General features: G+C 41.7%; 14 protein-coding genes. 7 read left to right on the forward strand and 7 right to left on the reverse strand.

Annotation, left to right across the window (positions count from 1 at the left end; genetic code table 11):
* The first annotated feature begins 9 nt into the window (after window positions 1-9).
* Entirely contained in the window at window positions 10-609 is a 600-nt protein-coding gene (locus KKZ03_RS10320; RefSeq protein ID WP_243221415.1) for a GNAT family N-acetyltransferase, read from the forward strand.
* Window positions 599-1,465, forward strand: coding sequence for a carbon-nitrogen hydrolase family protein (locus KKZ03_RS10325; RefSeq protein ID WP_243221417.1), 867 nt, complete (start codon window positions 599-601; stop codon window positions 1,463-1,465). Before KKZ03_RS10320 ends, KKZ03_RS10325 begins: the two co-directional genes overlap by 11 nt.
* Here the strand turns inward: KKZ03_RS10325 and rpoS are convergent.
* The 3 genes from rpoS to KKZ03_RS10340 all read right to left on the reverse strand — a co-directional run bounded on the left by rpoS (window position 1,458) and on the right by KKZ03_RS10340 (window position 4,101).
* Window positions 1,458-2,444 (reverse strand): RNA polymerase sigma factor RpoS, encoded by a 987-nt coding sequence (gene rpoS, locus KKZ03_RS10330; RefSeq protein ID WP_243221419.1) that lies wholly within the window; start codon window positions 2,442-2,444, stop codon window positions 1,458-1,460. The genes KKZ03_RS10325 and rpoS overlap by 8 nt on opposite strands.
* A gap of 277 nt (window positions 2,445-2,721) precedes the next feature.
* On the reverse strand, window positions 2,722-3,504 hold the full coding sequence (locus KKZ03_RS10335; RefSeq protein WP_243221421.1) for a peptidoglycan DD-metalloendopeptidase family protein: 783 nt from the start codon (window positions 3,502-3,504) through the stop codon (window positions 2,722-2,724).
* A 99-nt stretch (window positions 3,505-3,603) separates the two neighbouring features.
* A complete protein-coding gene (locus KKZ03_RS10340) occupies window positions 3,604-4,101 on the reverse strand; it encodes a DnaJ domain-containing protein (protein ID WP_243221422.1) in 498 nt (165 codons plus the stop codon).
* Window positions 4,102-4,185: 84 nt separating this feature from the next.
* Here KKZ03_RS10340 and mobB point away from each other — a divergent pair, with 84 nt between their 5' ends.
* The 5 genes from mobB (at window position 4,186) to KKZ03_RS10365 (ending at window position 9,592) form a co-directional block, all read left to right on the forward strand.
* Window positions 4,186-4,710: a molybdopterin-guanine dinucleotide biosynthesis protein B gene (gene mobB / locus KKZ03_RS10345; protein ID WP_243221424.1), complete on the forward strand. Its 525-nt coding sequence runs from the start codon at window positions 4,186-4,188 to the stop codon at window positions 4,708-4,710.
* Window positions 4,707-5,957, forward strand: a complete 1,251-nt coding sequence (glp, locus tag KKZ03_RS10350; RefSeq protein ID WP_243221425.1) for a gephyrin-like molybdotransferase Glp — start codon at window positions 4,707-4,709, stop codon at window positions 5,955-5,957. The genes mobB and glp overlap by 4 nt, the downstream gene beginning before the upstream one ends.
* Before the next feature lie 351 nt (window positions 5,958-6,308).
* Window positions 6,309-7,319, forward strand: coding sequence for an isocitrate/isopropylmalate dehydrogenase family protein (locus KKZ03_RS10355; protein WP_243221427.1), 1,011 nt, complete (start codon window positions 6,309-6,311; stop codon window positions 7,317-7,319).
* A gap of 327 nt (window positions 7,320-7,646) precedes the next feature.
* Window positions 7,647-8,861, forward strand: coding sequence for an argininosuccinate synthase (locus KKZ03_RS10360; protein WP_243221429.1), 1,215 nt, complete (start codon window positions 7,647-7,649; stop codon window positions 8,859-8,861).
* Window positions 8,862-9,016: 155 nt separating this feature from the next.
* Complete coding sequence (locus KKZ03_RS10365; RefSeq protein ID WP_243221430.1) at window positions 9,017-9,592, forward strand: hypothetical protein; 576 nt, start codon at window positions 9,017-9,019, stop codon at window positions 9,590-9,592.
* A 102-nt stretch (window positions 9,593-9,694) separates the two neighbouring features.
* Here the strand turns inward: KKZ03_RS10365 and KKZ03_RS10370 are convergent, their stop codons facing one another.
* The 4 genes from KKZ03_RS10370 to KKZ03_RS10385 all read right to left on the reverse strand — a co-directional run bounded on the left by KKZ03_RS10370 (window position 9,695) and on the right by KKZ03_RS10385 (window position 12,707).
* Window positions 9,695-10,033 carry a cytochrome c gene (locus tag KKZ03_RS10370; protein ID WP_243221432.1) on the reverse strand — a complete coding sequence of 113 codons (339 nt, stop codon included), beginning with the start codon at window positions 10,031-10,033 and terminating at the stop codon, window positions 9,695-9,697.
* A gap of 285 nt (window positions 10,034-10,318) precedes the next feature.
* Window positions 10,319-11,548: a beta-ketoacyl-ACP synthase gene (locus KKZ03_RS10375; RefSeq protein WP_243221433.1), complete on the reverse strand. Its 1,230-nt coding sequence runs from the start codon at window positions 11,546-11,548 to the stop codon at window positions 10,319-10,321.
* The gene (gene fabG / locus KKZ03_RS10380; RefSeq protein ID WP_243221435.1) at window positions 11,542-12,267 is read right to left on the reverse strand and encodes a 3-oxoacyl-ACP reductase FabG; all 726 of its coding nucleotides are present in this window, start codon (window positions 12,265-12,267) and stop codon (window positions 11,542-11,544) included. The genes KKZ03_RS10375 and fabG overlap by 7 nt, the downstream gene beginning before the upstream one ends.
* Window positions 12,264-12,707 carry a hotdog family protein gene (locus tag KKZ03_RS10385; protein WP_243221436.1) on the reverse strand — a complete coding sequence of 148 codons (444 nt, stop codon included), beginning with the start codon at window positions 12,705-12,707 and terminating at the stop codon, window positions 12,264-12,266. Before KKZ03_RS10385 ends, fabG begins: the two co-directional genes overlap by 4 nt.
* Window positions 12,708-12,760: the final 53 nt, after the last annotated feature.

A 12,760-nucleotide genomic window follows, 5' to 3' on the forward strand; every position in this document is an offset into this window, starting at 1 on the left:
TAGAAATTCATGGCCAAAGATATTCGCATTGAACGATACAGCGGCGCAGCGCTGCATCGTTATATTTCCGAACTTGCGCGCTTAAGAATTGAAGTGTTTCGTGATTTTCCTTACTTGTATGACGGGGATTATGATTATGAAAAAAAATATCTGCAACTCTATATTGATATACCTGAAAGCGTTGTTGTCTTGGCATTTGATGGCGATAAAGTGGTAGGTGCTTCGACCGCCATCCCCATGCAATATGAAACCGACCCGATTAAAAAGCCTTTTCTTGAGCAGGGTTACCCGCTTGATGAAGTGTTTTATTGTAGTGAGTCGGTGTTAAATAAAAACTATCGTGGCTTGGGTTTGGGGGTGCGGTTTTTTGAGGAGAGAGAAGCACATGCCAAAGATCTGGGTGGTTTTAAAACGCTTACTTTTTGTTGCGTAGAAAGGCCTGTCGATCATCCGCGCCGTCCGGAAAATTATGTTCCATTGGATATGTTTTGGAACAAACGTGGCTATGTTAAACACCCGGAACTTAATACCACTTATCTCTGGAAGGATTTGGATGACACGCAAGAAACTGCTAAACCGATGATTTTTTGGCTTAAAGATGAACGTTAAAATTGCAGCGGCTCAGTACAATATCAGTTTTTTGGAAGATTGGGAGGCTTATCAACAAAAAATTGAACGCTGGGTTGTCGAGGCCACCACACAAGAGGCTAAGATTTTAGTATTCCCTGAATATTTCAGTATGGAGCTGGCATCATTGTTCAGCGAAGAGATCTATTCATCATTAAGCCGGCAGCTAGAGGCCATACAGTCATTGCATGATGATTTTATAGGGTTGTTTAGGGAGTTAGCCGAACAATACCAGTGCATTATTCAGGCAGGTACCTTTCCGGTGCGTATCGATTCTGTAATTTATCGAAACCGCGCTTATTTATTTATGCCTGACGGTCAGTTTGATTATCAGGATAAATTGATGATGACTCGTTTTGAAAATGAACAATGGCTAATTAAAGGCGGCAAGAAATTAAAGTGTTTTGATAGCCCATACGGAAAAATTGCTATTAACATTTGTTATGACAGTGAGTTTCCACTCCTGGCAAGAGCTCAGGCTGAAGGGGGATGTGTGTTGATTTTAGTGCCCAGTTGTACTGACACATTGGCAGGTTATCATCGCGTTAAAATAGGTTGTCAGGCAAGAGCGCTGGAAAATCAGTGTTATGTTGTTCAGGCCTCGCTGGTAGGCAATGCTGAATGGTCCGAAGCTGTTGACATTAATGTCGGGGCAGCGGCTATTTACACACCGGTAGATAAGGGCTTTCCTGATGATGGCGTGTTGTTGGTTGGTACCTTTAACGCAGTCCAATGGGTGATTGGCGAGATCTCACCCAATGACTGCGAAATGGTACGAAACCATGGTCAGGTTTTTAATTATAAGGATTGGCCGTTGCAAGCCCCCTTTATTAATTAAAAACGGACTCAAAAGAAAAACCGTTGGTTTGTAAAATTTCTTTTAATTTCTTCAAGCCTTCAATTTGGATTTGCCGAACGCGCTCCCGGGTGACATCCAGCTCTTGGGCTACCTGCTCAAGGGTTGCTTCTTCATAACCGCAAATACCATAGCGCCTGCAAACTACTTCACGTTGCTTTTCAGGTAGCTCAAGCACGCATTGGGTAATGTTATTTTTCATGCAGTCTTTCTGTATTTGCTCGTCATGTGCCAAAACATCGGTATCTGAAATAGAGTCAATTAAAGGATTCTCAATATTCTGGGCTCCCGGTACATCAACTGAAATTACCCGATCATTAAGTTTTAGCATCCTTTCAACTTTGTCTAGCGGTTTATTCATATAATCAGCAATATCCTGGGCGCTGGGATCATGCTCAAGAGTTTGTACCAAATGGCGCTGGGCCTTTAGGTAAGTATTCATTTCTTTGACAATATGAATAGGTAAACGAATAGTTCGAGTCTGATCCATAATAGCCCTTTCAATGGTTTGTCTTATCCACCATGTTGCATACGTTGAAAATCTAAAACCTTTTTCAGGGTCAAATTTTTCAACTGCACGGATTAATCCCAGATTACCTTCCTCAATCAAATCCAATAAAGGCAAACCTTTATTCAGGTAACGGTAGGAAATTTTTACGACCAGGCGCAGGTTGCTTTCAATCATAATCTTACGAGCAACCTGATCCCCTTGAAGGGCTTGAGTGCCATAGATTTTTTCCTGATCGGCTGTCAATAGCTTGGATTGACTAAGCTCATTCAAATAGGTTCGGGTCGCATCGAATTCACTGTTATTGCTTGTTTTAGGCGATAGTATCCCTTGCTTTTTAGGTATAACGGCTGCTAAATCATCATCATCAAGATCTTCGTCGTCAAAAGACAAGTCTCCATGGTACAAAATAGCTGTTTGATCGTGTGCTTGGTCTAATGCTTCATTCATCATATTAACTTCCTGGTTGATTAGCTTAGGTAATGCGCATTAAGTATCATGATCACTTTAAAACCGACGTGTTTCATCCTGAGGGTAGCCTAAGGATGACATTATCAAAGCACAAATTAGCCGATATTTTAGAGCGTATGGTCTTAATGCTTCATTTAACACATCAATTGCGTTGATGATGATTTTTCCATGGATTACCCGGCATCACAATAGGTACAACTACTTAGGTATTACTACGTAAGTGTTTGTACTTATTGACGTGGTGTTAATAGTATGGGTATTATTTTCTAGGTAGAAGATTCAGCGGGTTAACAGGTTTGCCTTTTTTTCTTATTTCAAAATGCAAATATGAGCGCTTTATTCCGGCCTTGCCCACCTCTGCGATAATTTGTCCTTTTTGTATATATTGTCCTTCCTTGGCCAAGAGTCGGCTATTATTGGCATAAGCGCTTAAATAAACAGAATTGTGTTTTATAATTAATAACTTACCGAAGCCAATCAGGCCTTGTCCGCCATAAACAACGGTTCCTGCTTCAGTCGCTTTTACTGACTGTTGCTGCTTGACTGCTATATCAATGCCTTTATTATGAGAGGGAGAAAAGCTTTTTAAAATTTTGCCTTTAATAGGCCAGCCAAAGCTTAGCGTAACCTTTTTTTTATCGTTTAGTGAGGTAATTGAGTTTTTTTGTGAGTTCTTCTGTTTTTTTACAGTATCGAGTTTAGCTGACTGTTTTTTATCAATACTGCCAACTTTTGACGTTGATTTAATAGCTATGGGAGTGGTTTTTTTTGTTGTTATAGCGGGTCTTTTTCTGGTGGCAATGTTTTCTTTGGGGCTTTTAAATCCTGCCGATAAAGTAGCAGGAGACGATTTTTTGTTCCGGAGTGATGGTTGTTGAAAGGTATTTAGGGAAGCTGAATCGATAGAATTAGCGGGCCGTTGATAGACTACTGACTGGCGTTTTTTTATATCATTGGTAGTAATCAAGTGCTTTTTATTTAAAGGCTGATTGCCGGGTAAAAAAACTTGTCTATCTTCGAAAGATTCATTGTTATTAGTCATTAGAGGTGCGTAATAACCATCTGTTGTACAGGCAGTTAACACAGAAAATCCTACCAGGATGACAATAAAATAAAGCGTTGAATAAAAGAAATACATGGATTATTTTATTTTCAATAAAATCTTTTTAGCCAAATTTATTTTCGCAGCCAAATAATCGGAGCCACCGCGGTCAGGATGTATTTTTTGCATTAATTTACGGTGAGCGAGAATGATGTCCTGCTCGGATGCGCCGGGTTTTAAGCCTAAGACTTCATAAGCCTCTTCAACAGACATTTTTCCTTTCACGCTGGCATCACTTTGTTGTTGTGACGCATGTTGTTTTGAACCGTAAAATTCTTGCCACAACCGTTGCAATTGGGGCGCATAGTGTAGCAAGGTTGGCATCAATCTGAACAGATAAGCAACAGCCAAACCCAGCAACGCAAATAGCCAATTTAAGCGTCCGGTTGCCGTTAAATAAAGTAAGGTCAGGCCAATAATGCATAGCAATGACACTCTGGCATATTTTGCCAATAAAGAGGGTGAAGATTTTTGAAACGCACGCAAGCTAAAAAAGGCAATGATGACCAGTAACAGAATTAAATAAATTCGAATCAATTTTTTCTCCAGGATTAATGATCCTTAGTCAATAATACCTTAGAATAACGCATTCCACGATAACAGTCTGATGAATTGAATGCCATGCAAAATGCTCATGTCCCCATATTAGGTTTTGCTGCTTTTAGCGGAACGGGTAAAACGACGTTACTTACACAAATAATCCCGATTTTAAAACAGTATGGCTTGCGTATCGGTTTAATTAAACACAGTCATCATAGTTTTCAAATAGATCAGCCCGGAAAAGACAGCTTTCGTTTGCGAGAAGCCGGGGCTTCGCCAGTTATGCTGGTCTCAACGCATCGTCGTGCAATGATTACTGAAATTACCCCGGAACAAGAACCCCGGTTGGATGATCAGTTAAAATTATTTGATCAATCTGCACTGGATTTGATTCTTGTCGAAGGTTTTAAAGCCGAGCAATTTCCTAAAATTGAATTACATCGGCCCTCGCTTAACAAGTCGTTGCTTTACCCTAATGACCCAAACATTATTGCCATTGCTACTGATGAGGCAGTGGAAATACCGAATACTCTGACTTGGTTGGACATCAATCAGCCTGAAATGATAGCCGATTTTATTTTACAGCAATTTATGAGGCATTTATGATTGACTTATGTAGTCAGGAGCCAAAACCCTTGCTATCGGTTGAGGCGGCCTTGGCAAGAATTGAAGCGGCTTTCCGGCCTGTCGCAGAATCAGAAAATGTTTTTTTAAAAGATGCTTTAGGACGGGTTCTATCTGAATCCGTTTATTCACCGATCAATATTCCTCATGACAGAAATTCTGCCATGGATGGTTATGCTTTCTCCAGTCAGGATGCTCACCATGAACAACCTTTTACCCTGACTTTAGCCGGCACTTCATGGGCCGGACGTCCTTTTAAGGGACCTTTACCTCCAGGATACTGTATCCGTATTTTTACCGGTGCAGTATTGCCTGATGAAGCCGACTCAGTGGTGATGCAGGAACAGGTTTTTGTTAAAGGACAAGTGATACATTTTTTAGCGAAAGCACGTTTGCGACAAAATATCAGAGAGATAGGTGAAGATATCCGGGAGGGTAGTTTATTGTGTACCGCTCCCAAAAAGTTGAATGCTATCGATCTTGGTTTGTTGGCTTCAGCAGGTATTGATAAACTTGTCGTTAAGCGGCCTGTCAAGATAGCCTTTTTTTCTACCGGAGATGAGTTAACGGCATTAGGCCTGCCATTGGTATCCGGGCAAATATACGACAGCAACCGTTATATGTTAGGTGGGCTATTAACTGATGCCAGTTACTGTGTCACGGATATGGGTGTAATCGCTGACAATAAACAGTTGCTGGAGGAGCGTTTTATTGATGCTGCAAAAAATCATGATGTGGTTATTACTACCGGTGGTGCATCGGTAGGTGAGGCCGATTATGTTAAAGAAATACTGGAGCGTTGTGGCGAGGTGGATTTTTGGAAAATCGCTATCAAGCCCGGAAAACCTTTGGCTTTCGGAAAAATAGGTGACTGTTATTTCTTTGGGTTACCGGGTAATCCTGTGGCGGTTATTGTCACTTTTCAGCACTTGGTAGTGCCGGCGCTTAAGCAGTTGTCCGGCGTATCTGCTATAAAACCTTGGCAATTAACAGCAACATGTACGTCACTATTAAAAAAAGCTCCTGGACGCCAGGAATATCAGCGGGGAATCTTAAGTCAGGATCAATACGGCGAATTTTTTGTGGCATCATCGGGAAAGCAGGGTTCAAATATACTCAGTTCGATGAGTCAAGCCGATTGTTACATGGTGTTACCCATTGAATGCCAGGGTGTTGAAGTGGGTGATAAAGTAAAGATTGAGCTGATACGGAATGCTGAAATTATTTAGCTGATAAATTCATTGTTTATTGGATCGCTATCAGTCGTAAATGTTGGAGTCAACGTGTTAAAATATTTTTTGTGATTCGATTGGGCTTAATACGCTATTAAGGCTTTTGAGATCATCCCTTACTTAGGTGGTTTCCTGCGAAAAATAGACTCCAACGTGTGGGTCTTTTTATTCATTTCTTGCGCTGTCAAAATAGTTATGTAGCCAGCTACGCAGCTGTTTTTCCGCTTTGTTGTGAACAAAATTCCTGCGCTGTCGGGGTATATTTATTTTTGGAGATCACCTTAAGTTTTATATAAACAATCACTTTAGCCGTTTGGCAAAAGTATTAATTAAGCTGTGGAGATAATTATGCATAATGTCACGTTGATAAAGGGTGATGGTATCGGTCCTTCAATTATAGATGAGGCCGTAAAGATTATTGATGCGTCAGGCGTAAAAATTCATTGGGAAGAAGCGTATGCTGGAATGGCTGCTTTTGAAAAATTTGGTACGCCGCTACCTGATGAAACCCTGGCATCGTTTGATAGAACCCGCTTGGCTTTTAAAGGTCCTTTGACGACTGTTGTTGGAACCGGATTTAGAAGTATTAATGTGGCTTTGAGGCAGAAATACGAACTGTATGCCAATGTCCGTCCGGCTAAAAGTTGGCCGGGTATAAAAACACGTTACGAAGATGTCGATATTGTTATTGTCAGGGAAAATACCGAAGGCCTGTATTGCGGGCTTGAGCATTATCTTACACCTAAAAAAGATATCGCTGAAAGTCTGGCCGTGGTCACCCGAGTAGCTTCAGAGCGTATTATCGATTATGCTTTTAAATATGCACGGGATAATGATCGACAAAAAGTTACCGTTTGTCATAAGGCCAATATTTTAAAATATACCCAAGGCTTGTTTCTGGATATTGCCAGAGAAACGGCGGTGCGTTATCCCGATATTCAGTTTGACGAAAAAATCGTTGATGCCGCTTGTATGCACATGGTTATGAATCCGCAGCAGTTTGATGTTGTCGTCTGTACCAATATGTTTGGTGATATTTTATCGGATTTGACGGCCGGTCTGGTCGGTGGGCTGGGCTTGATTCCCGGTGCCAACATAGGTGCTGACGCAGCACTATTTGAAGCAGTGCATGGTAGTGCACCCGATATAACCGGAAAAAATCTGGCTAATCCTATTGCCGTTATTATGGCAGGCGTGATGATGTTGAATCATCTGGGCGAAACCCAGGCTGCAGCTCGCATTAAAAATGCGGTTGAAAAAGTGGTTAATGAGGGCAAGTTTGTTACCCAAGACCTTAATCCGCAATCAAAATGTGGAACGATCGAAATGGGTAATGCCATTTTAGACGCCATGCGATAATCATCATAAGTAAAAATCGTAATTTATAGAATCCTGGGGTCGTCATCGTCTTGACGATTCCAGGAATCAATTGTTACTGCCTTCAAAGTCTACTGCGTAAAAAACAATTTAGCCGTGCGGCGTAAATGAGCTCATTCTTTGAGAGGCATCGCCACAGGGTTTGTTTGCTTAAAAAGGCAACAAGATTTGCCCGTTTTATTTTTTTTGCAAGGGCCGGATTGACTGTCAAGTAAGAAAATTTTCCGGGTTACGTTATCGATCGCTACTGCCGATGGCTTGTTTTCAGGTATAATTTAAAACATTTTTAACTTGAAACACGAAGGCGTTATGTCAAAAATCAACAAAGTTGTACTGGCTTATTCTGGAGGTTTGGATACTTCCGTTATTCTTAAGTGGTTACAGGATGTTTATGCCTGTGAGGTGGTCACTTTTACGGCAGATTTAGGACAAGGCGAAGAAGTTGAGCCAGCACGGGAAAAAGCCAAGGCTGCCGGTATAAAAGATATTTTTATTGAAGATTTACGTGAAGAATTTGCACGTGATTATGTTTTCCCCATGTTTCGTGCCAACACTATTTATGAAGGCGAGTATTTACTGGGTACTGCAATTGCACGGCCTTTAATTGCCAAACGCTTGATTGAAATCGCCAATGAAACAGGTGCTACCGCCATTTCTCATGGCGCTACCGGTAAAGGCAACGATCAGGTGCGTTTTGAGTTGGGTGCTTACGCCTTGCGTCCTGATATACAGGTTATTGCGCCGTGGCGTGAATGGGATTTAAACTCAAGGCAAAGTCTGCTGGCTTATGCTGAAAAACATGGTATTTCTGTAGAACAGAAAAAAGGCAAAACCTCGCCTTATTCAATGGATGCCAATTTACTGCATATCTCTTATGAAGGTCGTATCTTGGAAAATCCCTGGACAGAACCCGAAGAAGATATGTGGCGCTGGACAGTTTCACCGGAAGCGGCACCCGATACAGCGACTTATATTGAACTGACTTACCAACAAGGCGATATTGTTGCCATTGATGATGTGCCTTGTTCACCTGCGACGGTTCTGGAGCAATTAAACAAAATTGCAGGTAGCAATGGTATCGGTCGCCTGGATATTGTTGAAAATCGCTACGTGGGTATGAAGTCACGCGGCTGTTATGAGACACCTGCGGGTACGGTTATGCTAAAAGCCCATCGTGCGATTGAGTCATTAACCCTGGATCGGGAAGTGGCGCATTTAAAAGATGAGTTAATGCCACGTTACGCATCATTAATCTATAACGGTTATTGGTGGAGTCCTGAGCGCCTTATGTTGCAAACCATGATTAATGCGTCGCAAGAAACCGTGAATGGTAAAGTCAGGCTTAAACTATATAAAGGTAATGTCGTGGTGGTTGGGAGGGCTTCTGATACCGACAGTTTATTTGATGAAAGCATTGCCACTTTTGAAGATGATGGCGGTGCTTATAACCAAAAAGATGCCGAGGGTTTTATTAAGTTAAATGCGCTTAGAATGCGTATAGCAGCCGCTAAACGCTTGCGTTAATAAAGCCGATAAAAATTAAGGGACAAATTTTATTTAGCTTGTATAATTCTGTTTCAGGTTGCCGTGATGGTTGTTTTATTATCATTCCGGCTATAAAAAATAATAGTAATCCAGCCGGGATATTCGTTGTTACCTGGTTTGAGAGGAAGTAAATAATGAGTAAGTTACACGAGACGAAATCAGATATTGTAGTTCTGCAAAGAATACCTTCTCATCATGGCTTGATGAAAGTGAATCGATGGTTAAGAGCTACGGTTTTTTTCTTGATGACTGTTATTGTTATCACCGGTTTTTTCTTCCTTCCTGCCAATGACCTAACCCACTTTAAAAAGGCTGAAGTGACTGTTACTGAAATGAATCCCGTATTATCTGCTGAAGTTAATATCTTGAAAGGGCAGTTTGTTGGCTTGGTCAGTGGTTCAATTGAAAGTAAATTAAGAGCATTAGAGCAAAGTATTCAACTCGGCTCAGTTTCTGCCTCATTAGGTACCATTGAGGATTTGAAAAATGACATGCAAGTTCTGCGCTCTTATTCAGAGCCTGTTAAAAAAGCGAAAGTAATTATTCCTAATGAGCAATTAATGCAGGAAATGTCTGAGTTAAAGCGCCTTGTTTATCTGACAATTGCTTCTTGTGGATTGATGCTGGCGGCAGTTGCCGGTATCTGGTTTAAAAATCGTTATCGCCTGCCTTATAAAGCAACCATCATGCATTATTTAGGCAAAAAATAATGCCGGGGCTACCTTTTTAGTCGCCCTAAAATTATATTCGCCCATAAAAAAGCCGCCCCAGTCAATGATTAGGGCGGCTTTTTTTGTACTGCTTTTTATATATTATTTACTGCTGATATAAGCATATAAGGCGTCAACAGCTTGATCTTCGCCATATCCTGCTTTTATAACAGCTTTGTTTGCCATAATTTCTGCGATAGCTTTTGGCATGCCGCCTTTACCTTCTTTCAGAACTTTTTCAAATGACGCTCTGTCCAAAGTGCCCGCTTTAATATTGGCACTTAACTGTGGATTTGAAGCGATATCGTGGCAAGTACCGCAACCACGGCCAAAAGCACGGTCATAAATTTTTTGACCAATTTCAAGTTGTTCGTCAGCCAATGCTGATCCACTTAAAGCGATTAAAACGATACCTGCTAATGTACCTAATGATTTTTTCATAGTGACCTCTTTTGGTGTAAAAGCCAAGAGATCAGATGATCTCTTGGCCAGGAAATTATTATATTTGATTAAAATTTAATCTAACTAAGGATAGGGAATTTAACCGAATAATTCAATCTTTTATTTCCTTGAAACGGTATTTTTGATCTTTCTTAAAGAATAATATGTGTATCTTATGAATAATTTTTGGTATTTCAAAATACTAATCAGTAGATTCTATAATTTGTCTTTTTTTAAAATAGTTTTTTGTTATTGCTATTCAATTCAATCAAGCCGACATAGGTATTAGTCATTGCCCCGTTTAAAAATTAACGACGTATTTATACCACCAAAAGCAAAATTATTACTCATAACATATTTGCAATTTAATAGCCGAATCTTGTCCTTAATATAATCCAATTGTGCGCAAGCAGGATCTATGTTTTCAAGATTGGCAGTAGCATGAAACCAGCCTTCATTCATCATGTTGATTGCAACCCATGCTTCTAGTGCTCCGCATGCTCCCAGCGTATGACCGGTAAAGCTTTTTAGCGAACTGATGGGCGTATTGGTACCAAATACGGCCGCCGTAGCATGACTTTCTGCAACATCGCCATGCACGGTCGCTGTGCCGTGAGCACTGATATAGCCGATAGCTGATGCATCCAGCTGAGCGTCCTGCAAAGCCAGGCGTATTACGGTTTCCATGCTGTGTTGGTCCGGCTGGGTTACATGCAGGCCGTCTGAATTGGTTCCGAAACCGATTAGTTCTGCATGAATATGAGCGCCACGGGCCAGCGCATGTTCGCGTTCTTCAAGAATCAGCGTTCCTGCACCTTCGCCTATGACTAAGCCATCGCGATCACGGTCAAACGGTCTTGGACTTTTTTCCGGTGTATCGTTACGAATGCTTGTGGCAAACAGGGTATCGAAGACGGCGGCTTCAGCGGCAGAAAGTTCTTCGGCACCACCAGCCACCATTAATTTCTGGTAGCCATGTTTAATGGCTTCATAGGCGTAACCTATACCTTGACTGCTTGAAGTACAGGCGCTGGATGTGGTATAAATCCGGCCGTTAATACCGAAAAAAAGGCCGATATTAACGGGTGTTGTATGCGCCATCATTCTGATATATGACGTTGCATTAAGGCCGTTGACCGTGTGGTTGAGCAGCATGTTGCCAAATTCCGCCAAGGCCTCAAAACTGCCTGCACAACTGCCATAGGCTATGCCCGTTTGCCCGTTATTAAGGCAGGGATCATTTAACAAACCGGCATCAATCAGTGCCAGTTCTGTCGCATAAGTCGCCATTAGCGCAATACGGCCCATGCTCCGGATTTTTTTTCTGGAATAATGTGCCGGCTTGATAAAATCGACAGGTGCACCCAAACGGGTATTAAGGCCGATATAGTTATCCCATTCCGGCATAAATTGAATGCCGTTAGAGTTTATTTTCAGTCGTGCTGCAACTTGTTGCCAGTCGTTGCCGATTGGTGAAAGGCCGGCCATTCCGGTCACGACCACGCGCTTTAACATAAACCACCATTGACTGATATTACTTGTCGGGTGATATAACCTGCATCTTCTGACATTAAAAAAGCGACTGCGGCAGCAACTTCTTTAGGATTACCGATTCTACGTGCCGGTATCATTTTTTTGATTTCATCCAGTGGCAGTTCATTAATCATATCGGTTGCAATTAACCCCGGAGCTACACAGTTGACGGTAATTTCGCGTTTCGCCAGTTCCAGAGCCAGTGCTTTAGTGGCCCCAATGATACCTGCTTTTGCTGCGCTGTAATTGACCTGGCCGCGGTTACCGATAATACCGGAAGCTGACGACAAGGTGACAATGCGCCCGGGCTGCCGCCTTCTAATCATCGGCATAATGACTGGTTGCAATACGTTGTAGAAGCTATCAAGATTGGTGTGTATCACACTGTCCCATTCTTCTCCTGTCAGTGCCGGAAACGCATTGTCGGCGGTAATGCCGGCATTGCAGACCACTCCATAATAAGCTCCGTAAATGTCAATATCCTGATTGATTTGTTCGGCGCATTGGCTACGGTTGGCAATATCGAATGGTAATAATCTTGCTGATTGTCCTAGCTGTTCAATTTCGGCGATCACATTTTCTGCTTGTGCTTGTTGGCTACGGTAATGGATCACCAAATCAAAGCCCTGTTTGGCCAGATATAAGGCAATAGCTTTACCTATACCTCGACTGGAACCGGTGACTAAAATTGTTTTTTTCATGATCCGGTTTTTTGCCTGGTTTCTATGAGAGGTTGATAAACATTGAGGTTGGAACTGATTTCAATACCGATGCCATGAATTTTGCAATCAAAAACCCCCAGTTTTTCGTCTTGTATAATACTCTTTATCTGTATTGTCAACGTAGAGCCAACGTTAATACTGTCGACATTACTGGTATAAAGACGTGTGCCAAGTAAAAACCCCAGCTTTATCGGTTCTCCTGACTGCTTGGACTTGATACCTCCATAAGCCGCTACTGCTTGCGCCATATATTCAATACCTACCCATGCTGGTATCGTTTTTTGGTTACCGAAAAGGCCGTCATCACGAACAACCAACTCGGCAGATAGCGTGTATTCATCATAGTCAATAATTCTATCCAACAATACCATGGAGCCGCTATGCGGGATAAGTTCCGCAATATCAGTACAATCTATCAAGCTAAAGTTCCTCAGAATTTGATTAATTTCTCTACTTATATGGGCACTTTGTA

The sequence above is a fragment of the Methylobacter sp. S3L5C genome, assembly GCF_022788635.1.
Taxonomy (GTDB): domain Bacteria; phylum Pseudomonadota; class Gammaproteobacteria; order Methylococcales; family Methylomonadaceae; genus Methylobacter_C.

Excerpts from the sequence above, each read along its gene's own strand:
- KKZ03_RS10320 (WP_243221415.1), top strand. The coding sequence starts at position 10 with ATGGCCAAAGATATTCGCATTGAACGATACAGCGGCGCAGCGCTGCAT.
- KKZ03_RS10325 (WP_243221417.1), top strand. The coding sequence starts at position 599 with ATGAACGTTAAAATTGCAGCGGCTCAGTACAATATCAGTTTTTTGGAA.
- rpoS (WP_243221419.1), bottom strand. The coding sequence starts at position 2,444 with ATGATGAATGAAGCATTAGACCAAGCACACGATCAAACAGCTATTTTG.
- KKZ03_RS10335 (WP_243221421.1), bottom strand. The coding sequence starts at position 3,504 with ATGACTAATAACAATGAATCTTTCGAAGATAGACAAGTTTTTTTACCC.
- mobB (WP_243221424.1), top strand. The coding sequence starts at position 4,186 with ATGCAAAATGCTCATGTCCCCATATTAGGTTTTGCTGCTTTTAGCGGA.
- glp (WP_243221425.1), top strand. The coding sequence starts at position 4,707 with ATGATTGACTTATGTAGTCAGGAGCCAAAACCCTTGCTATCGGTTGAG.
- KKZ03_RS10355 (WP_243221427.1), top strand. The coding sequence starts at position 6,309 with ATGCATAATGTCACGTTGATAAAGGGTGATGGTATCGGTCCTTCAATT.
- KKZ03_RS10360 (WP_243221429.1), top strand. The coding sequence starts at position 7,647 with ATGTCAAAAATCAACAAAGTTGTACTGGCTTATTCTGGAGGTTTGGAT.
- KKZ03_RS10365 (WP_243221430.1), top strand. The coding sequence starts at position 9,017 with ATGAGTAAGTTACACGAGACGAAATCAGATATTGTAGTTCTGCAAAGA.
- KKZ03_RS10370 (WP_243221432.1), bottom strand. The coding sequence starts at position 10,033 with ATGAAAAAATCATTAGGTACATTAGCAGGTATCGTTTTAATCGCTTTA.
- KKZ03_RS10375 (WP_243221433.1), bottom strand. The coding sequence starts at position 11,548 with ATGTTAAAGCGCGTGGTCGTGACCGGAATGGCCGGCCTTTCACCAATC.
- fabG (WP_243221435.1), bottom strand. The coding sequence starts at position 12,267 with ATGAAAAAAACAATTTTAGTCACCGGTTCCAGTCGAGGTATAGGTAAA.